We start from the raw sequence: 26009 nt of genomic DNA, 5'->3' as shown, positions 1-26009 counted from the left end.
ATGCCGACTGGCGCGGATGGTGTGCTGACGGCGACGTGGCGGCTGGAGGCGGCGGCGGTGTCGCTGGAGGTGCTCGGGTCGGCGTGGTCGTCGGCGGTCGTCGAGGTGCGGATCGTGCGCCTGGTCGCGGGTGAGTCGGACGTGCCGGTGCGTGGGGCTGACCGTGTGCCGGCGGTCGGCGGCTACTGGGCGGGCTCGGATCATGAGCAGCCGCTCGGGTCGTCGGTCACGTATCAGGCGATCGGCTACACCGCGGCGGGCGCGGCTGTGCTTTCGAGCATGGTCACGGTCTCCACCGAGGGCGCGCCGCACGGCATCTGGCTCAAGGCTGCCGGGCGTCCGAACCTCACGGTGCGCACGACGGGGCGCGCGTCGGACGGCCCGGTGTCGCAGACGCAGGGTGGCGTGTACGACGTCATCGGAGGCACGGGTGTCGCCGTCGCGTCGGTCGCTGGGGTCAACGCCTCGACGTACTCGCTGGTCGTGTCGTCAGAGGACGCGGGCGTGGAGGCGTCGATCCGTGCTCTCCTGTCGACGACCCGCGTCATCCTCGTGCAGGACTGCGGGCACGACGTCATCGAGCCCGGCTGGTACTACGTCTCGCAGGTGTCGCGCGCGCCACGTGACCCGCACTACCTGCTGCCCGGTCGCGTGCACACGCTGTCGCTGACCCGCACCGGAGTCCCTGCCGGCGGCGGCCAGGGCGTCATCGGCTGGTCGTATGCGGCCGTGGCGACGACCTACGCGTCTTACGCGGCCCTCAAGGCCGCCAGGTCGTCCTACTTCAACCTCGTGCGGGGGGCATGATGCAGCAGGTCTCGGAGCGTTTCCTGCCTGCGCTGGCGGGTCCTCACCGGGTGCAGATCATGGTGGAGGCTCGTCGGGGCACGCAGATGCTGTACTCGGGTGTGCCGGTGGTGGATGGGTCGGTGACGGTGGACGGGACGGCTGCGTGTCGGTGGTCGATGTCGTTGACGGTGCCGCCGCGCCTGTCGACGGGTCTGTACACGGACCAGGTGGCGCTGCCGGACACTCCGGGGCACCCGCTGGCTGCGTTCGGGGCCGAGCTGCACGTGTCCTACGGCGTCGTCTACACGGACGACTCGGTGGAGTGGGTGCGAGCGGGCGTGTTCCGCATCGACGCAGCGGACGGCTCGGAGTTCGACGATGGGACGGTGCAGGTCACGGGGCGTTCGCGGGAGGCGTGGATCATCGACGCGCGTTTCGTCGCGCCGCGCACGGTGTCGGGTCCGTCGACGACTTCGATCATCGCGGACCTGATCCATGAGGTGTTGCCGAGCGTGGAGGTCGTGGTGTCGGCGTCGCGTGACGCGAGGGTGCCGACGACCACGTTTGAGGAGGACCGGGCGGGTGCGATCACTTCGCTCGCTGAGGCGATCGGCGCGGTCTGGTACGCGGACCCGTGGGGCCGGATCGTCATCGCGGACGCGCCCTCGACGACCGGCACGCCCGCGTGGACGGTGCGCGCCGGTGAGGGTGGTGTGCTGGTGTCGGCGTCGTCGTCGAGCTCGCGTGACGGCGTGTACAACGCTGTAGTGGTGCGCGGTGAGTCCCCGTCGGGAGACTTTCCTCCGATGCAGGCGACGGTGTACGACGAGGACCCCACGAGCCCGACCCGCTGGGGTGACCCGCACGCGGGCCGCTACGGCATGATCCCGCGCTTCGAGTCGTACCCGACGGTGTCGACGCTCGAGCAGGCGCGCGCCGTGGGCCGCGGCCTCCTGGCGCAGTCTGTCGGCGCGGCCAAGACCCTCGAGGCGTCGAGCGTGCCGAACCCCGCGCTCGAGCCCGGCGACCTCATCCACGTCATCACCGACCCGACCGACCCCGCCGGGTCCGTGCGGGCGCACGTCGTCGACGGCTACACCCTCGGCCTCACCGCCGGGGCCGAGTTCCCTATCCGCACCCGTGACGTGAGGCAGGTGGCCTAGTGGATCTCGCACAGGGAGTGCGCGCGGCAGTCGCGCGCGGACGACAGTCGGGGTCCTACCTCGGGACCGTGACGACGATCGACGCGACAGCGCTCGCGCTCACGGTCGACATCGGCACCGGCACGCTGCTCACCGGCGTCCGCTGGATCACCCCGTACACGCCGACCGTCGGCGATTTCGTCACCGTGCTCCGCGCGGGCACGTCGTGGGTCGTCCTCGGCAAGCTGAGCAAGGACCTCACGGGGTCGGGCCGCCGGTACACGACAATCGCGGTGACGCCGACAGCCTCGTGGGGGGCTATGGCCTACTGGTACACCGCCACGGAGACCAGCGCCTGGTCGTGGAGCGTCGGCCCGATGTCGCAGGGCCACACCGGCGGTGCCCCGCCCTACGCGCAGGTGTGGGGCGGCCTCGTCGTGTATCCGCCGCTGGCCGGAGTCATCCCGTCCGGGGCCACGATCGAGTCCGCGCGGCTGACCCTGACCCGTGACTGGGACGACGACGTGCCCTCACCGCGCGCGCCGCGCATCTACGGGCACGCGACGACGTCTGTCACGGGCACGAGCGGCCCGTCGACGTACTGGGCGCCAGGGTACGGCCCGTGGTCGCCGGGAGGACTCGTGCAGGGCGAGACAGCCTCATGGGACCTGCCGTCGTCGTGGCTGACGGCACTGCTGTCCGGGGCGCTGCGTGGCATTGGCATCTGGTCGCAGGCACCCGCGGATGCACTGCGCCTGGCTGGTGCTGCGCCGATCACCATCTCCTACTCCGAGCCTGCCTGAGGAGGCCCGCCGTGTCTGATCTGCCCCCGGACGAGTCCGTGCCGGACGAGACGCCTCCCGAGGTGGTCCCGCCGGTCGAGCTGCCGTCGACTGACGAGCCCGCACCCGCACCGCCGACGCTCGCCGACCTGCTCGCGCTCCTCGGCCTCCCGCCCGACGCGCGCGCGCTCGTCGTCACCCCCGAGACCGTCGTGGCGATCGCCGCCGACTACCCCGAGCCCTATACCCCACCCACTGAGGAGCCCTGACATGGCCACCACGACGATCCAGCCCCTGCCGTACCCGGCACCGGGCGACGCACCGGACATCCCCCGCGACCTCAAGGCTCTCGCCGAGGCCGTCGAGGACCGCACCATCATGCGTTTCGCGACGACCGCAGCGCGCGACGCAGCGATCCCGTCGGGCCGCCGCATGCGCGGCATGGTCGCCTACGTCGAGGCCACCGCCACCACCTACATCTACGACCAGGGAGGCTGGTGGGTCCTGTGGCGACGACCTGCCTGGGTCCAGGCGCAGGGCACCGACGTCCAGTACACCCGCGTCGGACAGACCGTGACGGTCGCCGTCGACATCTCCGGGGCGAGCGGTCTCACCGGCGACGTCGTCACCCTCAACGGTGGCGCACCGGTTCTCCCGGCCGAGGCAGTCCCGGCGATGGAGTCCTACGGGTCGGGCATCGCCCTCCAACCCAGCCCCACCACGATCCACAGCGCGACGGTCGTCATCACCCCCGGCGGCGTCATCAAGATCGTCAAGCCCAGCGTCGCGACGACTGGCATGCGCGGCACCGCGACCTACATCGCCGCGAGCTGATCGGACACCCCGCATGACATACGACCCCGCGATCGAGGACACGCTCAGCCCCGGCACGCGCGCGCACACGAGCGCCGAGCCCGTGCCCGTCACGCTCGCCCGCCTCGAGGGGAAGGTTGACACCGCGCTGGCGACCCAGACGGGCCGCCTCGACGGACACGAGACCCGCATCGGCACCGCCGAGACGCGCCTCAACTCCCACAGCGAGCAGCTCGCCGAGCACGCCCAGCGCCTCGCGGCTCTCCCCGCCGCCGCTCCGCGCACGAGCCCGTGGGTCATCGCCTCCACCCTCATCGGAGCGGTCGTCGGCCTCGGCTCCCTCCTCGGCGTCGCGATCGTGCTCATGAAGGTCGTCGCCGCCGTCCCCTGATCCACCCCGCCCCCGCAAGGCCCCGCACCGCACGTCGGTTCGGGGCCTCACCCATGCCCGAGGAGGCACGCGTGACCTACTCCAACCCCGCGCCGGGCCGCATCAGCTCGCGCTACGACCTGGCCCGCCTGCACCCCGTCACGGGTGAGGTCCGTCCGCACGAGGGCACCGACGTCGCAGGCCCGACGGGCACCCCGGTGCTCGCCGTGCACGACGGCGTCGTGACCCGCTCGGAGACGCTCAGCCCCACCTACGGGCGGCTGCAGCGCGTCTACGTCTCCGACGGCTCGCTCGAGACCCGCTACCTGCACCTCTCGCGCCGCGACGTCGTCGTCGGCCAGCGAGTCAGCGCTGGCGACCGCCTCGGCCTCATGGGCACGTCCGGCTTCGTCACCGGACCGCACCTGCACCTCGAGATCCGCGTCGGCGGCCGCGCCATCGACCCCGAGCCGTGGCTCGCAGCGCGCGGCATCACCCTCGGCGTCGACCCCGCCCCCGGCACCCCGATCCCGCTCCCGACCGACCTCCCGGAGGACGCCATGCGTCGCACGACCCACACCCGCACGAAGGCTCTCGCGCTCCCGCTCGCGTGGAAGACCCTGCCCGTCAACGACAAGGGCCACGTCTCCGCGTGCACGACCGTGGGCCGCGGCACGCTCGTCGCCGACCTCACCCTCACCGGCGTCCCCCGCGGCCGCGAGGTGCAAGTCCGCGCCATCGTCGTCGAATCCGACCCCGACGGCAAGAACGCCAAGATCGTCCACCGCGGCAGCATCGTCGAGATCATCGGCACCGGCGGCAGCACGTTCGGCCAGATCGTCGCACCGTTCGAGCTCGCCAAGATCGTCGGCCGCCGTGAGCGCCGCGTCCGCATCCAGGCGCTCGCCCTCGACAAGGGCATCCGCCTCGTGCACCTCACCACCACCGTCGACCACATCCCCGCCTGAGGAGGCACCCCGTGACCATCACGACCACGCCCACGGCGACGCAGACCGAGCACCCGTGGCGCGCCACCCTCCGCACGATCTTCGCCGCGCTCGTCGGCCTCGCCGCCGCATGGGCGCTCATCATCGAGGCGATCGGCCTCGACGCCGGCATCCCGTGGGTCGCGGCGTCCCTCGCGATCGCCGGAGCCGTCACCCGAGTCCTCGCGCTGCCCGCCGTCACCGACTGGCTCGAGCGCTACGTCCCGTGGCTCGCTCCCGCACCGCGCGAGCCGGAGCGCCTCGACCCGGCCGCTGCCCCCGACCCGGACACGCTCCCCGACGAGCCCGACACCGACGCGCGGGAGGCCCTCCGCACCGTCACCTGCGACTGCGGCACGACCATCACCGGACGCGTCGACATGCTGCACGCGTGTCCCGGCTGCGGCGCGATGGTCTACATCGACGACCCCACGCCGACCGATGAGTGACCAGCCCTGCCCCGCCTGCGTGACGACGTGCGGGCGCTGCACCTACGAGTGCGAGGCGTGCGGCACACGGTACGGGTCGCGCAAGGCCGCCGAGAAGTGCGCCACCTTCGACGACGCCGACTGACGAGCAGCGGCCTGTAATAAAATCACAGGCAGAGTTGCGTCATCCTACGACTGCGCCCCCACCCTCGCGAGAGGGTGGGGGCGCTTCGTCATGCCCGCTAGCGTCCTGCGCTAGGGGTGAGTTTCACCGTCGAGGTTCTCAACGCCCTGAGGTCCTGACCGGACGCGATTGCGGCGAGAGCGCGACGCTGGCTTGGCTTCGGCGTCAGAGTCAGTGCCTTCTGCTTCGGGAGCGAGCGCATCTGGGGTGCCGAGGTCTGCTTCATCTGCTCCATCGTGATCTCCTTCGTCGCCATCACATAGCTGGCGGATGGTTGGCCCGTCGAGCAGTTCAACGAAGGGCTGTCCTCCGAGCCTTCGGAGAAGCCTGAAACTCTCCCTGCCCAGAGAGTATCGCTCGATGTCAACTACTGTCAGGCTGAGTTCGTTTCTGGCTGTCGTGCGATCGATCACGTGGCCATGTGTCGGGTAGTCCGTTACTAGCGCTTTCGCCGTGACGACGGGGTTGACCTTGTCCCTGTGGGACACGGCAAGAAGCCTCGTAGCATAGTTGAGGGTGAGCAGAAGGCTGGTCTGGGCCGACAGCATCTCTTCGGGGTCGAGTTTCTCTACAAGGGGCCTGCTGAACGATGCTGCGAAGTCGAGCATGTGCGCGATCGCTCGGTCTCGGGCAAGCCCGGTAACCTGAAGCAGCATGGGGCCGTGACCAACCGCGTGCTCCACCATGTCCTGGAAGAGCGTGGTCGCGGCATTGGCCGTGGCCAGGGTCGAGTGCATACGGGCCTCGCCCTCACGGAGATCCTGTACATCCAGCGGCCCCAGCTCAGCTCCGGGACCCATGTAAATCTCTGAGCCCACCAAGCTGAGCAGCGTGGCGGCGCTCTTCGCGTACTCGGGGACAACGACATGCACGACCTCGAACTTGGCGCGCAGGTAGCGCGCCAGCTTGTAGGCAGCGTGCGCGTCACCGCCCGGAGAGTCGATCCATAGGTCGAGGTGGGGGCGGGTCTCCCCGAAAGGAACTACCCGCTCAACGATGTCAACGACATGATCGTAGAGTGGTCGCTCAAGTGCTTCGAATGGACCGCGACGTCCTCCCTGGAAGACGACGAGCACGAAGGCGTCGTGCTGCTCGCCCGCTGGATGGCACTCGTGTTCGTTGGGCATGGCGATCGCCCCAGCGTCCTCTGCTTCCTCTGTGTTATCCACCATGCAGTCCATATCGACGCGCGACGGCCGGCACTTTAGTCGCCGCCGCTCTCGGCTGCGGCCGAGCTTCGTCATGCCCGAGGGTAGCGGCGTAGTCGCTGCGAGACGGGCGCGGCGGGCATGTCGATGCTGCGGGCGACCGACAGATGGCTCCTCGTCACAGCGCCTCCCCGCTCGTCCGCCACACCACCCCAGCCCACACCCCATCGCCCTCGAGCGAATCCCAGAAGATCGCGCGCACCACCTCGTCAACGTCCATGCCCGCACCCTCCCAGCCACCACGCCATCCCGCCCGGGATATGCGGACGCACCTGCCGCTGCGACTGTCGGTGGTCAGGGAGACACTGACCCCATGCGCGACTCGAGCCTCGACACGTGGAACGCCCGTCACGTCCCCATCCTCAACCGCCGCGACGTCCCGCCCCGCGACACGCAGGTCGACTTCGACCCGCCGCGGCCGGTCACCGCGACCATCCAGTGGCAGACAGGCACGGAGACCATCAGGACGCGCGCCATCGCCTGGTGCGGCCGGGTCGTCCTCGTCGAGTTGGTCGACGCGCGGTCGCAGGTGCGCGGGGTGTGGCTCGACAGCGAGGACGCCCAGCCGCTCGACAAGTGACGATGAACGCCACCCCGCCCCCTGGCAGGAGAGGGCGGGCTGCACCGAACGCGAGGCTGTCGCCCGCTTATCCCCGCCCCGATATAAGCGATCTGGTTATCCGCCATCGCCGCGCGCGAGCCGCTCCCCCAGCCGCGCCATCGCCTCACGACCCAGCGCTGTCGACACGTGCGTATACCCAGCCGTCACCGCGGCCGAGCTGTGTCCCATGATCGCCATGCGCGTCCGCTCATCGACACCCAGTTCGAGCAGCAGCGTCGCCGTCGTGTGCCGCGCGGAGTGCAGCGGTGCGTCTGGCAGCCCTGCACGCTTGAGCGCAGCGTCCCACGCGGCAGAGTCGTCGCGCGGGTCGATCGGGTGCCCGTCCCCACGGTGGAAGATCAGCCCCTCGTCTCCGAGGGTCGCCACATCGAGGTGCCGACGGATCACGTCAGCGAGTAGCGGCGCCATCGGCACCTCACGCCACCCCGCCCGCGACTTCGGGCGCGTCATCCACAAACCGCCGTACACCTGCCGCGCCTCCTGATCGGACGGGATGCGCACATGCCGCTCAGGGCAGTAGCCGGCGCGCGTGTACTCGCACGGCCAGCCGCCCGCGGGCCTCTCGGTAGCGCAGCCGTGCTCCCAGCGGAGGCGCTGTACCTGCCACGACACCGTCACGACCCCGGCGTCGAGGTCGATGGCGTCGCGCGTGATCCCGAGCCGCTCGCCCTGGCGCATGCCGGTGAGGAGCGCGATCGTCCAGTGTGGGGCCTCGTCGGCGTTCGTTGCGACGCTGCGCAGGAGCGTGACCGCCTGGTCGGCAGTGAGTGCCGTTCGGGCGCTGACGGCTCGGCGGGGTGCGTCGAGGAGCGTCGCGACGTTGCGCGCGACCCGGCCCTCACGCTCGGCGTCGGTGAGCGCCTTCGCGAGGATGCGGTGCGCCTGCAGTGCGGTCGTCGTGGAGCGTCCGGCGCGTTCGACGGCGTCGTGCATCTCGCGGATGTGTGCTGGCGTGAGGCGGTCGAGCCTGCGCGTGCCGAGCGTCGGGATGATCCACGTGTTGATGTAGCCCTCGTAGGTCGCGAACGTCCGCGGCTTGAGGCGTGGGCGGGCGATGGTGTCGAGCCACAGCGCCATCCACGTGGCGACCGTGGGGCTGGACGTGGGCAGGTCTCCGGCGCGGTCGAGCTCGCGGCGCATGTCGGCGAGGATGCGGCTCGCCCCGGCCTTCGTCTTGTGAGTCTTGACCTTGCGCCGTCGCTTACCGTCGCGGTCGGGCAGGGTGATGGATGCGACCCACATGCCGTCGCTGGTCCGCTGGTAGAGCGAGCCCGAGTGGGCGTCTCGTCGTGCTGTGCGTGCCATGAGTGCACCTCCTGCCCTTACTGTAGCCACACCTGTAGCCACGCACCCGCGCGCACTAGCGCGCAGGTGCGGCGCAAGATCCGCGAGATTCCGCCGTTTCTGACGCTCTCACACCACCCTCAGAGTACCGCACCGTCAGACTCATAATCCGTCGGTCCTGGGTTCAAGCCCCAGATGCCTCACTACAGCGCCCACCCTCCCGTGTGGCGTCGACCGCGCACAGCCGAGCCCTGCCAACCGGGCGCTGAGACTCACTGCCCCGCGGACGCCTCACGCAGCAGCCGCCGCTGCTGCTCGAGCCGCAGCAACTCGGCAAAGATCTGCTGGTAGGACTCGGGGTCGCGCTCCGCGTCGGTGCGCTGGAGCGCCGAGCGCTGGTCCGCGATGCGGCGCGTCACCTGCATGTCGACGAGGGCGTGGACGACGCCACGCACGTAGTCGCCGACGGCGCTCTCGCGGTCCTCGGGCAGCGGCGACACGGCCAGTTCCCCGACGAGCCCTGCGACGGGCCCCGCAGATTCCTCGACGACGGCCGCGACCCAGCGCGCCGGGTCGGCGGCCCCGACGGCACGCACCCCTCCGGCGGCCCGGATCGCCTCGTGGACGGCCCGCCATGCCGGCACGGAGAACGCGTCGGAGCCGAGGTCGTCGAAGACGTCGGGCGTCTCCCCGGGGTGCTGGAGCACAGCCTCGAGCACCTGCCGCTCGAGGCGCGCGACAGGGTCGCGCCGGTCGGGCACGGTGAACCCGGCGCCCGCCGCCCCGGGTGCGGGGTCGGCGACGACTGCGCCCGACGGGACGTCGTCGGCCGCGTGCCGTGGCTGCCCCTGCGAGCGTTCAGCGGCGAGGACGGCACGCCGGACGACGTCGGCCTCCATCCCGAGCCACCCCGCGAGCTGCCGCGCATACTCCGCGCGCAGGGCGCGGTCCCGGATCCCGGCGACGACGGGCGCCGACGCGCGGAGCGCGGCGATGCGCCCCTCGGCGTGCGCGAGGTCGTGGGCCCGTAGCGTCGAGCGCACGACGAACTCGAAGAGCGGCTCGCGCGCGTCGACGAGCGCCTGCACCGCCTCAGGGCCGCGTGCAAGACGCAGGTCGCACGGATCCATCCCGTGCGGTTCGACCGCGACGAACGTCTGGGCGTAGAAGCGCTGGTCCTCGTGGAAGGCGCGCAGCGCGGCCTTCTGCCCGGCAGCGTCGCCGTCGAACGTGAAGATGATCTCGCCGCCCGTCGAACCGCCTCCCGCGAGCTGGACCCCGGCGCCCGACGACGTGTCGCCGACGAGCCTCCGCACGACGCGCACGTGGTCGCTGCCAAACGCCGTGCCACACGTCGCGATCGCCTGCCCGACGCCCGAGAGGTGGGCCGCCATGACGTCCGTGTAGCCCTCGACGACGACGACGCGCTTGGTCCGCGCGATCTCGCGCTTGGCGAGGTCGAGCCCGTAGAGCACCTGTGACTTCTTGTAGAGGGCGGTCTCCGGGGTGTTGAGGTACTTGGGTCCCTGGTCCTCCTCGAGGAGTTTGCGGGCACCGAAGCCGATGACCTCGCCGGTGACGTCACGGATCGGCCAGATGAGCCGCCCACGGAAACGGTCGTAGACGCCGCGGTTGCCCTGGGAGGCGAGTCCCGCAGCGAGGAGCTCCGCCTCGGTGAAGCCGCGCCCGCGCAGGTGGGTGAGGAGCGAGCTCCAGCCCGCGGGAGCGAAGCCGACGCCGAACTGCTCGGCGACGGCCCGGTCGAAGGACCGCTGCGCGAGGAACTCGCGGGCCGGTGCGGCGCCCGGGGTGAAGAGCTGCTCGGCGAAGAACTGTGCGGCGGTGCGGTTCGCCTCGACGAGCCGCTGGCGGCGCCCCGGTTCTTCGCCGCGACGCTGGCCGCCGCCCTCCTCGTAGCGCAGCGTGATGCCGGCACGGCCTGCGAGGTACTCGACTGCCTCGGTGAAGCCGAGGCCGTCGATCTTCTGGACGAAGCTGATGACGTCGCCGCCCTCGCCGCAGCCGAAGCAGTGCCATCGACCGACCTGCGGGCGGACGTGGAACGACGGGGTGCGCTCGTCGTGGAAGGGGCACAGCCCCTTCTGTGACCCGACGCCCGCGGGCTTGAGCGTCACGTAGGAGCCGACGATCTCCTCGATGCGTGCGCGCTCGCGGACGGCGTCGACGTCCTCCCGCTTGATCAACCCGGCCACGTGGTGAGTCTAGTCGGCCCCGTACGGCGGTTCTGCCCCGGCGGGGGCACGACGACCTGCCCACAGGCAGCCGCTCATGCACGTCGTCCACAGGTTCCCACCACCGCGCGAGACGCGAACGAGTGCTCTCTCAACGCCCGCGCACGCCCGCGACCGCCGGCGCGTCAGAACACGGGGCCGACGAGCCGCGCGTGCCACTTCGCCGCCGAGACGTCGGTGAGCGACGCGACCTGGTCGATGATGACGCGGAGTCGCGCGCCGTCGTCGGCCGCCTCGTGCCAATCGGCAGCGAACGCGTGCTCGAGCGCTGTCGGAGCTCGGTCGACGAGCACCTCGACGAGCTGCCGGAGCACCTGCCGCTGCGCCATGTACAGCGGCTCTGACTCACGTGGTGCCATGACGTAGGCGACGGCGACGCCCTTGAGGACCTGAATCTCGGCGGCGGTCGGGTCAGGTACGACGAGGCTCGCCGCGTACCGCGTGAGCGGCCCCTCGCCGTAGCGGTCGCGGGTCGCGTCGTGCGCAGCCCCGCAGAACCTGCCGATGAGTTGGCTCGTCGAGTCCTTGAGGCGCGCGAGCGAGCGCCGCGAACCATCGAAGCCCACGGGCCACAGACCGTCGTTCGCGAGCCGCGCCATAGCGGCATCAAGCTCGTCGGGCGTGAACCGGTCGCCATACCACGTGGTGACGGCATCGATGACCCGGCTGCGCTCGGCGTCCTGCGTCATGAGCGCAAGGTCGAGCTTCCCGCCGACGATCGCGTCCTCGACATCGTGCACCGAATAGCTGATGTCGTCGGCGAGGTCCATGACCTGCGCCTCGATGCACTTGACACCGTCAGGCGCGCCCTGACGCAGCCAGTCGAACACCTCTTGATCGTCCGGGTACACACCGAACTTGTGGGTGAGCCGGCCCTGCGGCCCCTCCCAGAGCCGCCACGGATACTTCACCGAGGCGTCGAGGCTCGCGCGCGTGAGGTTGAGACCAACCGGGCGTCCGTCGGTGTCAAACGTCTTGGGCTCTAGCCGAGTGAGGAGCCGGAGCGTCTGGGCGTTGCCCTCGAACCCTCCGATGTCCTTGGCGACCTCGGCGAGCTCGCGCTCACCGTTGTGCCCAAAGGGCGGGTGCCCGAGATCGTGCGCAAGGCACGCCGAGTCGACGACGTCCGGGTCGCAGCCGAGCTGCTTGCCGAGCTCGCGGCCCACCTGCGCGACCTCGAGCGTGTGCGTGAGGCGCGTCCTGATGAAGTCGTCGCTCGACGGCCCGAGCACCTGGGTCTTGGCGCCGAGCCGGCGCAGCGCCGAGGAGTGCACGAGCCGAGCGCGGTCACGCTCGAACGGCGTCCGCGCCTTCGACTTGGGCGGTTCGGCCGCGAGACGTTCGACGTCACAGACGTCGTAACCGGGGATCGCAGGGTCGAGGGGCACGGGACAACCCTAGTCGAGCAGGCGTCGTGTGCTCACGGGTGGGCCACCGACCCCCTGAGGATCGCGACGCCGAGCCCTCTCGGTGCGAGCAGCCCGGCAGCGATGCTCACGTCAGCCGCCAGACCCCGACGTGGGGTCCGGCACCGCGCACGACGAGCCCGTCGACGCTCGGTGACGCGTCGTCGGACGCGGCACCAGCTCCAGCACCGACACCTGCTCCATGCCCCGTAGCGGCACCGGCGTCGTGTACGGCACCGGCGTCGCGTACGGCACCGAGCTCGAGCGACCCGAAGAGCCGTTCGGCCGATCCTCCGAGCGGCAGCACCGCCCCGGTCCACGGGGCGCGCGCCGCGACGACGAGGATCGTCTCGTCGCGGGTCTCACGCACGTAGCCGAGGGCGTCGTCATCGACGAGCACCCAGCGCAGCGAGCCCTCGCGGAGCGCACGGTGTGCGTGCCGCAGGGCCGCGAGCCGCCGGTAGACGTCGTGGGTGTGCTCGTCACGACGCGCGGGCTCATCCCACGGCATCGTCGCGCGCGCGTGCTCGCCGGTCGTTCCCGTGAGGCCGAGCTCGTCGCCCGCGAAGACCACGGGCACGCCGAGGTACGTGAAGAGGATGCCGGCGGCGACCTCGTGCAGCTCCCGGGACCCGACGAGCGTGCGGATGCGCGGGGTGTCGTGCGAGCCGAGCATGTTCCACTGCCGAACGAGCACGTCCCACGGGAGGCCGCCGTCGAAGTCGCGCATCTCGGCGACGACCTCCGCTCCCTGGCGTCGGGGCACGGGAACCCCGTGCATCCCATGGTAGGAGACGTCGCCGCCCTCGGCGGACAGCCACGTCCACAGGGGGTTGGAGAACGCCGTGTAGTTCATGTTGGCGTGCCACGTGTCGCCCGTGAGGTCGTCGCGCGCGTCGTGGAAGTGCTCGGAGATGAGCGCGCCGTCCGGGTTGATCTGCTCGATCGTCGCTCGCACCGTGCGGGCGACGTCGTGGTTGAGGTCGAGCGTCCCGTACCTGCCGGTCATGTTGGCGACGTCGATGCGCCAGCCGTCGAGGGCGTACGGCTCCTGGAGCCAGCGCCCGACAACGGAGTCTGGTCCCTCAACCATGCGGCTGCGCAGCTCGGGCGAGCGGAAGTCCAGCTTGGGCAGCCGTGCGTGCCCAACCCAGCCGACGTAGCCGGCCGCGCCGTCGGGCGCGTCGGGCTCGGTCCACAGGTAGAAGTCGTGCTCGGGCGACGTCGGCTCGGCCTGCGCGCGCTCGAACCACTCGTGGGTCGCGCCCGTGTGGTTCGTCGTGAGGTCACCCATGAGCCGCAGACCCCGCGTGTGGACGGCCTCGGCGAGGCGCGCGTACGCGTCGTCGCCACCGAGGAGCGGATCGACGCGGTCGAACGTCGACGCGTCGTAGCGGTGGCAGGTCTGGCCGGGAAACACGGGCGTGAGGTAGACGGTCGTCACGCCGAGGTCGGCAATGTGCTCGAGCCGTTCGACGATGCCGTCGAGGTCACCGCCGTAGAACTGCCAGCCCGTCTCGACACCGCGGGCAATGGGCTCCTCGTCCCAGGCAGCCGGGATCGCCCACGCCGGCTGCTCCCGCGTGGCAGCGGCAGCGGAGCGCGCGAAGCGGTCGGGGAAGATCTGGTAGACGACGGCGTCGCGCAGCCAGGTCGGGCCCGGTGCGTGCGTCGAGATCCGGAAGTCGTGCGCGTCGGTGACGCCGCGGTCATGGACGCCCGTGGCGTCGAGCCACGCGACGCCTCCTGGACGCACGAGCGCGAAGCGGTAGTGAGTGAGGGGGTGGTGGACGAGGACGTCGGCCTCATACCAGACGTCGCGCTCGTCCTCGTCGACGACCGTCGCTCGCCGCATGCGGGGCTCCGCGTCCTGGACGGTGCGGAGCCACACCTCGGTGACGTCAGACGAGCGCGGCACGCGCACCCGCACGGGGACGGTGTCTCCCAGGCGATGAGGACCCGGGGCTGTGTAGAGCTCGGAGCCGTCGTGGTGAGGCAGGGCGCGCAGCATCGCGCGCCCTGCCTCGGCGACGGGCCCGGAGGACCCGTCGATCATCCCTTGACCGACCCCGCGGTGAGCCCGGAGACGATGTACTTCTGGAGGAACATGAAAAGGACGATGATCGGAACGGCCGCGATGACGGCACCCGCGGCGAACAGTCCCCACGGGGTGACCTCGGGGCGCGACGCCCAGAGGTACAGACCGACGGCGAGCGTGTAGTTCTGCTCCTGCGTCATGATGACCTTCGCGAGGATGAAGTCGCCATAGGTGCCGACGAAGGACAGTAGGCCGACGACCGTGAGGATTGGCACGACGAGCCGGAAGATGATGCCCCAGAAGATCTGGGCGTGCGAGGCGCCGTCGATCTTCGCGGCCTCGTCAAGTTCACGCGGCACGGTGTTGAAGAACCCGTACATGAGAAACGCGTTCGACCCGAGCGCGCCACCCAGGTAAATCGCGATGAGCGCGAGCGGGCTGTTCTCCCCAAGGAACGGGAAGACCTTGCCGAGCGAGGTCACAAGAAGCATGACGGCGACGAATGCCAGCATCTGGGGGAACATCTGGACGATGAGGAGAGCCGTGAGGCCGCCCCGGCGGCCCGCGAAGCGGAACCGTGAGAATGCGTAGGCCGCCGCGGAGCCCATGATGACCGTACCGATCGCGGTGATGGCGCAGATGAGGACGGAGTTCAGCGCCCATTGAGGGAAGAGCGAACTGGCGAAGAGCTCCTCGTACGTCGTGAGCTCGAAGGACGTAAAGAGGGCCTGGCTGTCGGAGCTGTTGAGCGTCGCCGTCGGCCCCTTGAAGGACATCGAAACGGCGATGAGGATCGGGAGGAGACAGATCGGGATCATGACGATCCCGACGACATGCCGCCAACCGATGTCACGGAGCCAGCGGGTTGCTCTCTCCGAACCGGAGAGCTGCGTCGGGGTGTACAAGGGTGCGTTGTCGACGGTGGTCATGTCAGTTGAGCTCCTCGAGCTGGCGCGTCCTGCGGAATCCGATGTAGGAGACCAGACCCACGATGACGAAGATGAAGATTGACATCGCACTCGCAAGGCCGTAGTCCTTCGTGCCCTGCGCATCGATCGCGATCTTGTAGACCATCGAGATGAGGATGTCTGTGTGACCGAGCTTGAACGAGTTGCCGATGTACGTCGGCCCGCCACCCGTGAGCATGTAGATGAGCGAGAAGTTGTTGAAGTTGAACGCAAAGCTTGCGATGAGCAGCGGAGTCACAGCGACGAGGAGGAGCGGCAACGTGAGGCTCCGGAACGACCGGAACGGTCCGGCGCCGTCGATAGTCGCTGCTTCGTAGATGTCCGACGGAATCGATTGGAGCGCGCCGGTCGAGATAAGGAACATGTAGGGGAACCCGAGCCACAGGTTGACGACGATGATCGAGATCTTCGCCATCGTGGGATCAGTGAGCCACGCGATGTCCGCTCCGCCGAGCAGCTCGTTGTTGACGTAGCCGTAAGTGCGGTTGAGCATCCCGGCCCAGATGAGGGCTGAGAGGAACCCTGGGAACGCGTAGGGGAGGATGAGCACCGCCCGGTACCAGGCACGGGAACGCATCCGGACGTTGTTGAAGGTCACCGCGAGGAGAAGACCCGCAGCAAAGGTCGTGAGGACCGAGAGGAGGCCGAAGGTAAATGTCCATACGAGCGACTTGGCGAACGGTGCGGCAAGCTTGCTCTCCGTGAAGACGCGGCCGAAGTTCTCGAACCCGACGGTGACCCGCCAGCCCGGCTGGAGTTCGGTACCGTCGGCAGCGACGAACGAACCGTGGTCGTTCTCGGTGTAGACGACGCCCGTCTCGGTGTTCGTCATGGTGCTCGTAGCGGCATCGAAATCCATGACAGAGACTGCCCGGATGCCGATGAGACCCGTTGGCGTGCGGAGGGATCCATCCTCGACGTCGTCCGACCATGGCACTCGGACCTGGACGAGGTCCGGGATCGCCGCGAGCTCGCCGAGGCTCGAGACGACGTGGAAGCCGTCAGCAGCAGAGATGCGGCCACCGTCGATGGTCGCACCTTCGAGCGGCGCGAGCGGTTCGTCGGCGGAGCCGGCGAGAGGGACACCGTTGTCGACGATCGCGAGGAAGGTTGTGCCGTCTTTGACGAGGACGGTGAGGTCGTACGTCGGCGTGTCCGGCATCTCTTTCTCGTTGTACTCGAGGATGCGCTCGATCGCCTGGTCGCGGGTGATCGCATGAGCGGTGCCGTAGTTCGTGAAGGCGACGAATGCGGTGTACGCCATGACGAACACCTGGAAGACCAGAAGGAAGGCCAGCCCCGGGACGAGATACTTGCCAGGGATCGTCCGCCGGGAGAAGTACACCCAGTTGACCACAAGGGTCAGTGCGACGAGCCCGGCGAAGATCCCCCAGGACGCGAGGACGAACGACGTCACGAGCCCGTAGACGAAGAAGGCATCGACAAGCATCATCAGGGCGAGCTTCACGAAGAAGCCCGCCCTGACGTCACGGGCATGGCTGACGATCGGTCGGCCGGGTGGTAGTTCCGCCTGGACCGTCGGCTCCGTCGCCGCACCGGTTCCGGCAGGACTGCGCTGCATCATCTCGTCCTCCTGGGACGCCCGCGCTGCGGCGGGCTCACGATCATTATGTCCTCGAACGATCGCCGGGGCCCTACGTCATGCGCAGGGCCCCGGCGTCACTCGTACTTCAGCCGTCGGCGGGCGCCTCAGGCCGGGGTGACTCAGAAGAGACCGGAGACCGTCTCGGAGACGTCGGCCCAGAGCTTGGCCGGGTCGTCGACCTTGCCCGCGATGATCTGGCCCTGAGCGGCGCCGACCGCGCCCCAGACGCCGTCCATCTCCTTGTAGTTCGGCTGCGGCACAGCCGTCTTACCGACCTCGATGAACGCCTTGACGACCTCGTCCGTGATGTTTGCAGCCGAAACCGTGTTCACGGGGATACGCTTGCCAACCTCGTAGAGCTTCGTCTGGACATCCGACGTCGCGATGTAGGACACGAAGGAGTTCGCAGCGATCTGGTTCTTCGACGTCGCGTTGACGTAGAAGCCCTGGAAGCCGGCGAGGGGGCTCGCCGTCTTGCCACCAGCGGACGGGATGGGGAGGACGGAGACGTCCATGCCCGACTCCACGAAGCGACCCTCAGCACCCGCGACGTTCCACGGGCCCGTGATGATGTAGGGCGTCTCGCCCTTGCGGAACGCGTCCGCCGCCACGTCACCGTTGATGTCGCCCGAGAGCCATCCGAGACCGTTCTTGCCCTGCTCGTTGAGCCACGTCGCGAACTTCGCTCCGTCCTCGCCGCCGAGGCCGGACTCCTTCTTGTAGGTGCCGTCGTCGTTGAGCGCGAAGAAGTGAACCCCGAAGGACGCCATGAGCGGGTACATGTGGAAGGCGTCGCCGTCCTCACCGCTCTGCTGGAGGACAGCGGGGTACTTGGCCTTCGTGGTGTCGTTCTGCTTGATGAGCTCGTCCCAGGTCGCCGGGGTCTCCTTGACGAGGTCGTTGTTGCGGATGAGCGCGATGTTCTCGGTCGCGTACGGCACCGCGTAGAGTCCGCCGTCGATGGTGAAGGCTGCCTTGCCGGTGTCCGAGAGCTCGTTCAGTGCGTCGCCGAGCGAGACCTTGGCGACGAGGCCGCTGGCCACGAGCTCGCCGGCCCAGTCGTTGGCTCCAACGATGATGTCGGGGGCGCCATCCTGGGTCGCCTGGGCGGCGAAGTCCTTCTTGATGTCACCGAAGGCCTTCTGCGTCATGTTGACCTTGACGCCGTTCTCCTTCTCGAAGTCGGCCGCGACGTCCTTGAGGTCGACGATGCGCTGCTCGTCAACCCAGATGTTGAGCTCGCCCGAGAGCTTGGGAGCCTCCGACGTGGTCGCCTGAGGGGCGGGGGTGGTGGTCGGGTTCTTGCTGCCCGTGTCGCCCGAGCAGGCGGTGAGGGCGAGGCCGAGGCCAAGTGCCGCGGCAACGATGGGGATGCTCCGTCGCATCTGAATGTTCTCCCGTTTCTCTGCATCTTTGCGACCACCCACGTCGGTGGGCGCCGCCCTGATGAGACTGACGCTAGACGTCGGAGTGCACAAGATGCAAGCCGTTGCGGTAACTTTCATGCAACGGTTGCCGCACTCACCCGACCCGGAGAGCCTCCGGACAACCGGACGACCCCGACGCGTTCCGCACGACGCCCGCAGAACCACGCGGATCCGTCGACGCGAACGAGGACATGGCAAGGAGGCCATCTTGTCCCGTACCCTGCACACCGTGCGCACCCGACTCACCGATCTGGCCCAGCAGGCCGGCGTGAGCACCGCGACGGTCTCCCGCGTGCTCAACGGGAAGGCCGGCGTCTCGAGCGAGACGCGCCAAGCGGTGCTCGCTGCCCTCGACCTCCTCGGCTACGAGCGACCCGAGAAGCTCCGCGGCCACTCAGCGGGCCTCGTCGGGCTCATCGTCCCCGAGCTCACCAACCCGATCTTCCCTGCGTTCGCGCAGGCGATTGAGTCGCGACTCTCCGAGCACGGCTACACGCCGCTGCTGTGCACCCAGTCGCCGGGCGGCACGACCGAGGACGAGTACATCGAGATGCTCCTCGAGCACGGCGTCGCCGGCATCGTCTTCGTCTCGGGGCTGCACGCCGACACGTCCGCGAGCCGCGAGCGGTATCACCGTCTGCGTGAGCGCGGCGTCCCGCTTGTGATGGTCAACGGCTTCGCCGAGGGCGTCGACGCGTCGTTCATCTCGAACGACGACGTCACCTCGATGGAACTTGCCGTCCGCCACCTCGTCTCGCTCGGCCATCGGAAGATCGGGCTCGCGATCGGCCAGGAGCGTTACGTCCCCGTGCACCGCAAGCGCGAGGGGTTCGCCGCCGCGATCGCGCGCCACCTCGGCGTCACCAACGCAAGCCCGCACGTCGCGACCTCGCTCTTCACTGTCGAGGGTGGTGCCGCCGCGGCGGGCGAGCTCGTCGACTCGGGCCACACTGGGATCGTGTGCGGCTCCGACCTCATGGCGCTCGGCGCGACGCGCGCCGTCCGGGCCCGCGGCCTACGGACGCCGCGCGACGTCTCCGTCATCGGGTTCGACGACTCCCCGCTCATCGCGTTCACCGAGCCCCCGCTCACGACGATCCGGCAGCCGGTCACCGCGATGGGCACCGCCGCCGTCACGTCGCTCGTCGCGCAGATCACCGGGGAGAGGGTCTCGCGCTCGGAGATCCTCTTCCACCCCGAGCTCGTCGTGCGCGAGTCGACGGGGGTGGCACCGAGCGGCGGCTGACGGTCGCCGCACACCCCCACGGCCCGCTCCCCAGCGGTCGGGACTGGCCTCGCCCGAGGGCGCGACACGGTCGGCACCACGGGTTCCGCAGAGGCCACGGTTGCGTGCCGTCGGCACCCGCACATCGCCGGGTCGCAACGCGCCTGGGACTTGCAGCGAGTCCCAGGCATCGGGTTACGCTGGACGTCCTCGAAACGATTCGAGCACCTCGTCCGAGCCCAGGAGCGTCGACCCGTGTCCACCCCCGCCCCGTCGCAGACCCTCGCGACGACCCTTGCCCACGCCGCGCGCCCCCAGGGCGAGTGGTGGCGCAACGCCGTCATCTACCAGGTCTACCCCCGATCCTTCGCCGACGGCGACGGCGACGGCATGGGCGACCTCGCCGGCATCACGCGCCGGCTCGACCATCTGGCCGCGCTCGGCGTCGACGCCCTGTGGCTCTCTCCGTTCTACCGGTCCCCGCAGGCCGACGGCGGCTACGACGTCGCCGACTACCGCGACGTCGACCCCCTCTTCGGCACGCTCGAGGACTTCGACGCGCTCCGCGCCCGCGCAACCGAGCTCGGCCTGCGCGTCATCGTCGACCTCGTCCCCAACCACACCTCCGACCAGCACGCCTGGTTCCAGACGGCGCTGCGCGCGGGGCCCGGCTCCCCCGAGCGGGCCCGCTACATCTTCCGTGAGGGTCGCGACGGCGGTGAGACGCCTCCCAACAACTGGTCCTCGATCTTCGGCGGGCCCGCCTGGACGCGCGTCGACCAGCGACCCGACGCGGCCGAGCTCGGCCTCACCGGCGACCGCCAGTGGTACCTCCACCTCTTCGACACGACCCAGCCCGACCTCGACTGGACGCGCGAGGAGGTCCACGCCGAACTCCGTTCCGTCCTGAGGTTCTGGCTCGACCGCGGGGTCGACGGCTTCCGCGTCGACGTCGCGCACGGCCTCGTCAAGAAGCCCGGCCTGCCCGACTGGGACTGGTCGACCGCCATGGTCACCGGGTCCGACGGCGCCGCCGCGCAGCAGACCAGCCTCTCCCCCATGTTCGACCAGCCCGGCGTCCACGACATCTACCGCGAGTGGAACGCCGTCCTCGCCGAGTACGACGGCGACCGCGCCCTCGTCGCCGAGGCCTGGGTCGAACCGCTCTCCTCGCTCGCCGACTACGTCCGTCCCGACGAGATGCAGCAGGCCTTCAACTTCCCCTACCTCACGACGCCCTGGGACGCCGCCTCCCTGCGCGAGACGATCGGCGAGTCGTTCCGCGTCTACGACGCCGTCGGTGCCCCCTGCACGTGGGTGCTCTCCAACCACGACGTCGTGCGCCACGCGACCCGTCTCGCGCTGCCCGCGGGTCACCGCCCCAACGGGATCCGCGCGCACGACCCGCAGCCCGACGCGGCGCTCGGGCTGCGGCGGGCCCGTGCGGCGACGCTCCAGATGCTCGCGCTCCCGGGCTCGGCCTACCTCTACCAGGGCGAGGAGCTCGGCCTGCCCGAGCACACCGCGCTCGACGACTCGCTGCGTCAGGACCCCACCTGGTTCCGCACGGGCTACCAGGAGGCGGGGCGTGACGGCTGCCGCATCCCGCTTCCGTGGGAGGCCGACGCCCCCGGGCTCGGCTTCGGCCCGACCGGTGCGACGTGGCTCCCCCAGCCCGAGTCGTACCGCGAGCTCGCGGCCGACGCCCAGACGGGCGTCGAGGGATCGACGCTCGAACTCTACCGGGCGGCCCTCGCGCTACGCCGCGCGCGCGACCTCGGGGACGGGGCGCTCGCGTGGGTCGACGCGTTCCGGGACGACCCGTCGGTCCTCGCGTTCTGCACGGACGAGCTGCTCGTCCTCACGAACCTCGGCGAGGTGCCCGTTCCGCTCCCCGCAGGTTTCGAGGTCGTGCTCGCGAGCGCGAGCCTCGACGAGGGGTGCGTGCCGACCGACACGACGGTCTGGGCGCTGCCCACGTTCTGAGACGCTCGTCCAGGAGCACTCTCCGGGGACGAACGGGGGGCGGTGGCCACCGGCCACCGCCCCCGCGCTCCGCCGCCCGGGCGCGCGTGTCCGTCCACGACACGCGCGCACCCAGTGCGGCAGCTTATCCGCCGTTGGTCAGCTCGTGCGACCCTCGGCGTGGACCGCGACGAATCCGCCGGCGGGGACCGTGGTGCTGAGCGTGCCATCGGCAGCGACCTCGATGGTAGCGCCTGCGCACCCCTGAGGGGAGCCGGGTCCGTCTGCGACGTCGCAGTACTCACCCGGGGCGAGGGTCGTCGGCCAGGAACCGACCGCCTCCTCGTCGCCCCGGTTGACGATGACCGTCCCGAGCTCTCCGCGCGAGAACGCGAGGACGTCGCCCGCCGAGTCGTCGACCGCGACGAGGCCTGCGCCATCGGTGACGCGCCGCCACTCGAGCATCCCTTGGATCGCGGGCCAGCGCTGCTCACACGTCCACGCTCCGTTCTCGAGCGACGTGGCGGGTCCCGGAGCGTCGGGGCACGACGCGTCGAGGACCTTGCCGTCACCGTCCTGGACGGGGCCCGCATCCCGGTCGTCGAACACGTAGCCCGAGTAGAGGACGGGCGTCCCGTAGGCCCCTGCGAGCATGAGGACGTTCGCGAGGAGGTACTCCGGGTCGCGCGCCGTGAGCATCTCCCCGTTGCGCTCGGTGTCATGGTTGACGACGAAGACGACAGCGTCGTCCGACGGCAGCATGCCGCGCTCGCCGAGCGTGAGCGCCTGGCGGAAGGTCGAGCCACCGAGGAGCCCGACGAGCTCGCGCCCGTAGCCGAACTCGAAGACCTGACCGTTGCCGACGTACTGCTCCGGGGTCACGGGCTCGCCGCCCGCGCGGATGACCTCCTGCCACACGAGCACGTCCGAGGGCAGGTCCGCGATGATCGCTGCGATGTCCTCGGGCGGTATGTGCTTGGCCGCGTCGATGCGGACACCGGCGACCCCGAGGCTCACGAGATCCGCGAGATAGGCCTGGAGCACGCCGCGTACACGCTCGGTGCCGGTCGCGAGGTCTGCGAGGTTGGCGAGCTCGCAGCTCTGCACCTGCTCGGCGTCCTTGTAGTTCTGGATGTCGCCATCAATGGTGTCGCAGTGGTGGAAGTCGCCGTCCTCGTCGGAGAAGAGCCCCGGGTACTCGTAGTGCTCGTACGACGACCCGGCCCAGCCGGTGCCCGGGCGCTCCTGCCCTGTCATGTGGTTGACGACGGCGTCGGCGACGATCCCGACGCCCGCGCTGCCGCACGTGGAGACCATATCTGTGAACTGCTCGCGTGACCCGAGCCTCGAGTCGACCCGATGACTCACGGGCTGGTAGGAGGTCCACCACTCCTCACCCAGGATGTGCTCCTGCGGCGGGGACGTCAGAACCCAGTCGATCCCTGCGGGGCCGAGCGTGTTGGTGCATTCCCGTGCGATCGCGTCCCAACTCCACTGGAAGAGCTGGATCCCGACGCCCGGCAGCGGGCCCTCGTCGGGAGCCGCCGTCGTCGCGGGAGCGCCGCTCGATGCCGGGGGCTGCTCCGAAGGAACCTCGCCGTCGCTCGCACCGCCGGAGCACGCCGCGAGCAGCGCGGCGAGCACGGCTGCTGCAGCGACGTGGTGCGTGGTGCGTGCGGTGCGCATCGGAACTCCCTGGTCGACGGTGACGTCGCAAGCATACAGAAAACTTGCAGCTTGTCGCGCACGTGACCGCCACGCGCTCAGGATCAGCCACCCGAGACCGCGAGCTCCGCCTCCGCGAGACGCGCCCGGAACGTCTCGTCAAGCTCGCGCGAGTCGAGCCAGCCTTCCGGCAGGTGCGGCGTCTTCGGCGTCCCCTGACGGCCGCGCGTGCCCTCGGCGGCCTCCCCCGGGTACGGCGCCTCGAGGTCGAGCGCGTCGAGCAGCGTCCGCAACTCGGCGAGCGAGGAGACCATCGCAAGGCCGCGCCGTGCGTCACCGCCGACCGGATAGCCCTTGAGGTACCACGCCATGTGCTTGCGCAGCTCGCGCACCCCACGGTCCTCCTCGCCGAACTCCTCGACCATGAGCTCCCCGTGCCGGTAGATCGTCTCCGCGACCATCGCGAGCCCGGGCTGCAGCCGCTCGGGACGTCCTGCGAACGCCGCCGCGAGGTCGTGGAACAGCCACGGCCGCCCCTGGCAGCCCCGGCCGACAACGACGCCGTCGCAGCCCGTCGTCCGCACCATCTCGAGCGCGTCCTCGGCCGACCAGATGTCGCCGTTGCCGAGCACCGGGATGCTCGTCACGGTGCGCTTGAGCTCGGCAATCGCCGCCCAGTCGGCGTGGCCCGAGTAGTGCTCCGCTGCCGTCCGCGCGTGGAGCGCGACCGCTGCGACGCCGAGGTTCTCGGCGAGCAGCCCCGCCTCGAGGTACGTCTCGTGGTCGGCGTCGATACCCTTACGCATCTTGATCGTCACCGGGACGCCGTACGGCGCTGCAGCCTCGACGGCCGCCCCGACGATGCGCGTGAAGAGCTCCGTCTTCCACGGCAGCGCGGCGCCGCCGCCCTTGCGCGTTACCTTGGGCACGGGGCACCCGAAGTTGAGGTCGATGTGGTCGGCGCGATCCTCGCCCGCGATGATCTTCACGGCCGCCGCGACCGTCGCCGGGTCGACGCCGTAGACCTGCGCCGAGCGCACGGCCTCGTCCGGCTCGAACGTGACGATCCGCAGCGACTCCTCGTTGCGCGCGACGAGCGCGCGCGACGTCACCATCTCCGCGACGTAGAGGCCCGCGCCGTTCTCGCGGCACAACCTGCGGAACGCGCTGTTCGTCACGCCCGCCATAGGTGCGAGGACGACGGGCGTGTCGACCGAGTGCGGGCCGATGCGCAGCGGTGGGAGCACGTGCCCGTCGGGCGCGGAGGTCTCGAGGGTCGGGGTGGTCATGGGTTCCATCCTCGCACTGGACGCCCGAGGGGCCGACGTGGCTTGCGCCACGCCGGCCCCTCGGGATGTGCTCTCAGGCGCCGGTGAGACGCGCTGCGAGGAACGGCACGACCTGGTCGAGCGCGACTCGTTCCTGCTCCATGGAGTCACGGTGGCGAATCGTCACGGCGTTGTCCTCGAGCGTGTCGAAGTCGACCGTGATGCAGAACGGCGTACCGATCTCGTCCTGACGGCGGTAGCGGCGGCCGATCGCGCCGGCGTCGTCGAAGTCGACGTTCCAGTGCTTGCGCAGCTCGGTCGCGAGCGCACGCGCCTTGGGCGAGAGGTCGGCGTTCCGCGACAGGGGCAGGACGGCAGCCTTGACGGGCGCAAGACGGTGGTCGAGGCGCAGCACGGTGCGGACGTCGACGCCGCCCTTGGCGTTGGGTGCCTCGTCCTCGGCGTAGGCCTCGACGAGGAACGCCATGAGCGAGCGCGTGAGACCTGCAGCAGGCTCGATGACGTAGGGGTAGTACCGCTCGTTCTTCGCCTGGTCGAAGTACGAGAGGTCCTTGCCCGAGATCGTCGAGTGCGTGCGCAGGTCGAAGTCGGTGCGGTTGGCGATGCCCTCGAGCTCCCCCCACTCCGAGCCCGTGAAGCCGAAGCGGTACTCGATGTCGACGGTGCGCTTGGAATAGTGCGAGAGCTTCTCGGCGGGGTGCTCGTAGAGGCGGAGATTCTCGGGGTCGATGCCGAGGTCCGTGTACCAGGCCATCCGCGTGTCGATCCAGGTCTGGTGCCAGTCCTCGTCCGTGCCGGGCTCGACGAAGAACTCGAGCTCCATCTGCTCGAACTCCCGGGTACGGAAGATGAAGTTGCCGGGCGTGATCTCGTTGCGGAACGACTTGCCGATCTGGCCGATTCCGAACGGGGGCTTCATGCGCGACGCCGTCTGGACGTTGCCGAAGTTCACGAAGATACCCTGCGCGGTCTCGGGACGGAGGTAGTGCAGACCCTCCTCGTTGTCGACGGCGCCGAGGTACGTCTTGAGGAGGCCCGAGAAGTTCTGGGGCTCGGTCCAGGCGTCGCGCGTGCCGCAGTTGGGGCACGCGACGTCGCCGAGCCCGTTCTCCGCGGCACGACCCTTCTTCTCCTCAAACTCCTCGAGGAGCGTGTCGGCGCGGAAACGCTTGTGGCAGCTCGTGCACTCGACGAGCGGGTCGGTGAAGACCTCGACGTGACCCGAGGCCTCCCAGACCCTGCGCGGAAGGATGACGGAGGAGTCGATGCCGACGACGTCGTCGCGGCCGCGGACCATCGACTGCCACCACTGCCGCTTGATGTTCTCCTTGAGCTCGGCGCCGAGGGGTCCGTAGTCCCAGGCCGAACGCGAACCTCCGTAGATCTCACCTGCCTGGAAGACGAAGCCTCGGCGCTTGGCGAGGGAGATGACGGCGTCGAGACGCTTGGAGGTGGAAGCCACTGGTGATCACTCCGTTTGGATCGTCGGCGCCACGCATGGCGTGCGGGGCGGGGAACAACCCTCCCAGGATACCGGGCCACCAGCGGGCAACCGGCCCG

General features: G+C 69.8%; 22 protein-coding genes. 11 read left to right on the top strand and 11 right to left on the bottom strand.

Features of this window, described 5'->3' with window-relative positions; translation table 11 throughout:
* The 8 genes from C1729_RS01490 (at nt 1) to C1729_RS14705 (ending at nt 5331) form a co-directional block, all read left to right on the top strand.
* Nucleotides 1-807, top strand: a complete 807-nt coding sequence (locus C1729_RS01490) for a hypothetical protein (protein ID WP_102508084.1) — start codon at nt 1-3, stop codon at nt 805-807.
* Entirely contained in the window at nt 804-1952 is a 1149-nt protein-coding gene (locus tag C1729_RS01485; protein ID WP_102508083.1) for a DUF5047 domain-containing protein, read from the top strand. The genes C1729_RS01490 and C1729_RS01485 overlap by 4 nt, the downstream gene beginning before the upstream one ends.
* On the top strand, nt 1952-2734 hold the full coding sequence (locus tag C1729_RS01480) for a hypothetical protein (RefSeq protein ID WP_102508081.1): 783 nt from the start codon (nt 1952-1954) through the stop codon (nt 2732-2734). The genes C1729_RS01485 and C1729_RS01480 overlap by 1 nt, the downstream gene beginning before the upstream one ends.
* 11 nt (nt 2735-2745) lie before the next feature.
* The gene (locus C1729_RS01475; RefSeq protein WP_102508079.1) at nt 2746-2982 is read left to right on the top strand and encodes a hypothetical protein; all 237 of its coding nucleotides are present in this window, start codon (nt 2746-2748) and stop codon (nt 2980-2982) included.
* A 1-nt stretch (nt 2983) separates the two neighbouring features.
* Complete coding sequence (locus C1729_RS01470; RefSeq protein ID WP_102508078.1) at nt 2984-3547, top strand: hypothetical protein; 564 nt, start codon at nt 2984-2986, stop codon at nt 3545-3547.
* A gap of 13 nt (nt 3548-3560) precedes the next feature.
* Nucleotides 3561-3917 (top strand): hypothetical protein, encoded by a 357-nt coding sequence (locus C1729_RS01465; RefSeq protein WP_102508076.1) that lies wholly within the window; start codon nt 3561-3563, stop codon nt 3915-3917.
* A gap of 71 nt (nt 3918-3988) precedes the next feature.
* The gene (locus C1729_RS01460; RefSeq protein WP_165375386.1) at nt 3989-4864 is read left to right on the top strand and encodes a M23 family metallopeptidase; all 876 of its coding nucleotides are present in this window, start codon (nt 3989-3991) and stop codon (nt 4862-4864) included.
* Nucleotides 4865-4875: 11 nt separating this feature from the next.
* The gene (locus C1729_RS14705) at nt 4876-5331 is read left to right on the top strand and encodes a hypothetical protein (RefSeq protein ID WP_207204550.1); all 456 of its coding nucleotides are present in this window, start codon (nt 4876-4878) and stop codon (nt 5329-5331) included.
* 234 nt (nt 5332-5565) lie between these two features.
* Here the strand turns inward: C1729_RS14705 and C1729_RS01450 are convergent, their stop codons facing one another.
* Complete coding sequence (locus tag C1729_RS01450; RefSeq protein ID WP_165375385.1) at nt 5566-6738, bottom strand: SDH family Clp fold serine proteinase; 1173 nt, start codon at nt 6736-6738, stop codon at nt 5566-5568.
* Between the two features lie 277 nt (nt 6739-7015).
* On the opposite strand from C1729_RS01450, the gene C1729_RS01445 reads away from it, so the two are divergent.
* On the top strand, nt 7016-7282 hold the full coding sequence (locus C1729_RS01445; RefSeq protein ID WP_102508070.1) for a hypothetical protein: 267 nt from the start codon (nt 7016-7018) through the stop codon (nt 7280-7282).
* A 96-nt stretch (nt 7283-7378) separates the two neighbouring features.
* Here the strand turns inward: C1729_RS01445 and C1729_RS01440 are convergent, their stop codons facing one another.
* From C1729_RS01440 to C1729_RS01410, 7 genes are all read right to left on the bottom strand, one after another.
* The gene (locus tag C1729_RS01440) at nt 7379-8629 is read right to left on the bottom strand and encodes a tyrosine-type recombinase/integrase (RefSeq protein WP_102508068.1); all 1251 of its coding nucleotides are present in this window, start codon (nt 8627-8629) and stop codon (nt 7379-7381) included.
* A gap of 251 nt (nt 8630-8880) precedes the next feature.
* Nucleotides 8881-10821 (bottom strand): DNA primase, encoded by a 1941-nt coding sequence (gene dnaG, locus C1729_RS01435; protein ID WP_102508067.1) that lies wholly within the window; start codon nt 10819-10821, stop codon nt 8881-8883.
* A gap of 164 nt (nt 10822-10985) precedes the next feature.
* On the bottom strand, nt 10986-12248 hold the full coding sequence (locus C1729_RS01430; RefSeq protein ID WP_102508065.1) for a deoxyguanosinetriphosphate triphosphohydrolase: 1263 nt from the start codon (nt 12246-12248) through the stop codon (nt 10986-10988).
* 106 nt (nt 12249-12354) lie between these two features.
* Nucleotides 12355-14322, bottom strand: coding sequence for a glycoside hydrolase family 13 protein (locus C1729_RS01425; RefSeq protein ID WP_242493672.1), 1968 nt, complete (start codon nt 14320-14322; stop codon nt 12355-12357).
* Nucleotides 14319-15233, bottom strand: coding sequence for a sugar ABC transporter permease (locus C1729_RS01420; RefSeq protein WP_102508064.1), 915 nt, complete (start codon nt 15231-15233; stop codon nt 14319-14321). Before C1729_RS01420 ends, C1729_RS01425 begins: the two co-directional genes overlap by 4 nt.
* A 1-nt stretch (nt 15234) precedes the next feature.
* On the bottom strand, nt 15235-16857 hold the full coding sequence (locus tag C1729_RS01415; protein ID WP_242493671.1) for an ABC transporter permease subunit: 1623 nt from the start codon (nt 16855-16857) through the stop codon (nt 15235-15237).
* A 140-nt stretch (nt 16858-16997) separates the two neighbouring features.
* Nucleotides 16998-18263 carry a sugar ABC transporter substrate-binding protein gene (locus tag C1729_RS01410; protein ID WP_165375384.1) on the bottom strand — a complete coding sequence of 422 codons (1266 nt, stop codon included), beginning with the start codon at nt 18261-18263 and terminating at the stop codon, nt 16998-17000.
* Between the two features lie 271 nt (nt 18264-18534).
* Here C1729_RS01410 and C1729_RS01405 point away from each other — a divergent pair, with 271 nt between their 5' ends.
* Together C1729_RS01405 and C1729_RS01400 are read left to right on the top strand one after the other, a co-directional pair.
* Nucleotides 18535-19551 carry a LacI family DNA-binding transcriptional regulator gene (locus C1729_RS01405; protein ID WP_242493670.1) on the top strand — a complete coding sequence of 339 codons (1017 nt, stop codon included), beginning with the start codon at nt 18535-18537 and terminating at the stop codon, nt 19549-19551.
* Between the two features lie 234 nt (nt 19552-19785).
* A complete protein-coding gene (locus C1729_RS01400) occupies nt 19786-21516 on the top strand; it encodes a glycoside hydrolase family 13 protein (RefSeq protein ID WP_422917636.1) in 1731 nt (576 codons plus the stop codon).
* 138 nt (nt 21517-21654) lie between these two features.
* On the opposite strand, the gene C1729_RS01395 is transcribed toward C1729_RS01400, so the two are convergent.
* The 3 genes from C1729_RS01395 to C1729_RS01385 form a co-directional block, all read right to left on the bottom strand.
* Nucleotides 21655-23181, bottom strand: a complete 1527-nt coding sequence (locus C1729_RS01395) for an alpha-amylase (protein WP_102508060.1) — start codon at nt 23179-23181, stop codon at nt 21655-21657.
* An 83-nt stretch (nt 23182-23264) separates the two neighbouring features.
* Nucleotides 23265-24458, bottom strand: coding sequence for a tRNA dihydrouridine synthase DusB (gene dusB / locus C1729_RS01390; RefSeq protein ID WP_102508058.1), 1194 nt, complete (start codon nt 24456-24458; stop codon nt 23265-23267).
* Between the two features lie 64 nt (nt 24459-24522).
* Entirely contained in the window at nt 24523-25911 is a 1389-nt protein-coding gene (locus C1729_RS01385) for a glycine--tRNA ligase (protein WP_102508056.1), read from the bottom strand.
* Nucleotides 25912-26009 lie beyond the last annotated feature (98 nt).

This window comes from Sanguibacter massiliensis (genome assembly GCF_900240335.1).
GTDB lineage: Bacteria > Actinomycetota > Actinomycetes > Actinomycetales > Cellulomonadaceae > Flavimobilis > Flavimobilis massiliensis.
Note: the sequence above shows the minus strand (reverse complement) of the source record. Positions and strands in the feature narration are given on the sequence as shown.

Excerpts from the sequence above, each read along its gene's own strand:
- C1729_RS01490 (WP_102508084.1), top strand. The coding sequence starts at position 1 with ATGCCGACTGGCGCGGATGGTGTGCTGACGGCGACGTGGCGGCTGGAG.
- C1729_RS01485 (WP_102508083.1), top strand. The coding sequence starts at position 804 with ATGATGCAGCAGGTCTCGGAGCGTTTCCTGCCTGCGCTGGCGGGTCCT.
- C1729_RS01470 (WP_102508078.1), top strand. The coding sequence starts at position 2,984 with ATGGCCACCACGACGATCCAGCCCCTGCCGTACCCGGCACCGGGCGAC.
- C1729_RS01465 (WP_102508076.1), top strand. The coding sequence starts at position 3,561 with ATGACATACGACCCCGCGATCGAGGACACGCTCAGCCCCGGCACGCGC.
- C1729_RS01450 (WP_165375385.1), bottom strand. The coding sequence starts at position 6,738 with ATGACGAAGCTCGGCCGCAGCCGAGAGCGGCGGCGACTAAAGTGCCGG.
- C1729_RS01445 (WP_102508070.1), top strand. The coding sequence starts at position 7,016 with ATGCGCGACTCGAGCCTCGACACGTGGAACGCCCGTCACGTCCCCATC.
- C1729_RS01440 (WP_102508068.1), bottom strand. The coding sequence starts at position 8,629 with ATGGCACGCACAGCACGACGAGACGCCCACTCGGGCTCGCTCTACCAG.
- C1729_RS01425 (WP_242493672.1), bottom strand. The coding sequence starts at position 14,322 with ATGATCGACGGGTCCTCCGGGCCCGTCGCCGAGGCAGGGCGCGCGATG.
- C1729_RS01420 (WP_102508064.1), bottom strand. The coding sequence starts at position 15,233 with ATGACCACCGTCGACAACGCACCCTTGTACACCCCGACGCAGCTCTCC.
- C1729_RS01415 (WP_242493671.1), bottom strand. The coding sequence starts at position 16,857 with ATGATGCAGCGCAGTCCTGCCGGAACCGGTGCGGCGACGGAGCCGACG.
- C1729_RS01410 (WP_165375384.1), bottom strand. The coding sequence starts at position 18,263 with ATGCGACGGAGCATCCCCATCGTTGCCGCGGCACTTGGCCTCGGCCTC.
- C1729_RS01395 (WP_102508060.1), bottom strand. The coding sequence starts at position 23,181 with ATGCGCACCGCACGCACCACGCACCACGTCGCTGCAGCAGCCGTGCTC.
- dusB (WP_102508058.1), bottom strand. The coding sequence starts at position 24,458 with ATGGAACCCATGACCACCCCGACCCTCGAGACCTCCGCGCCCGACGGG.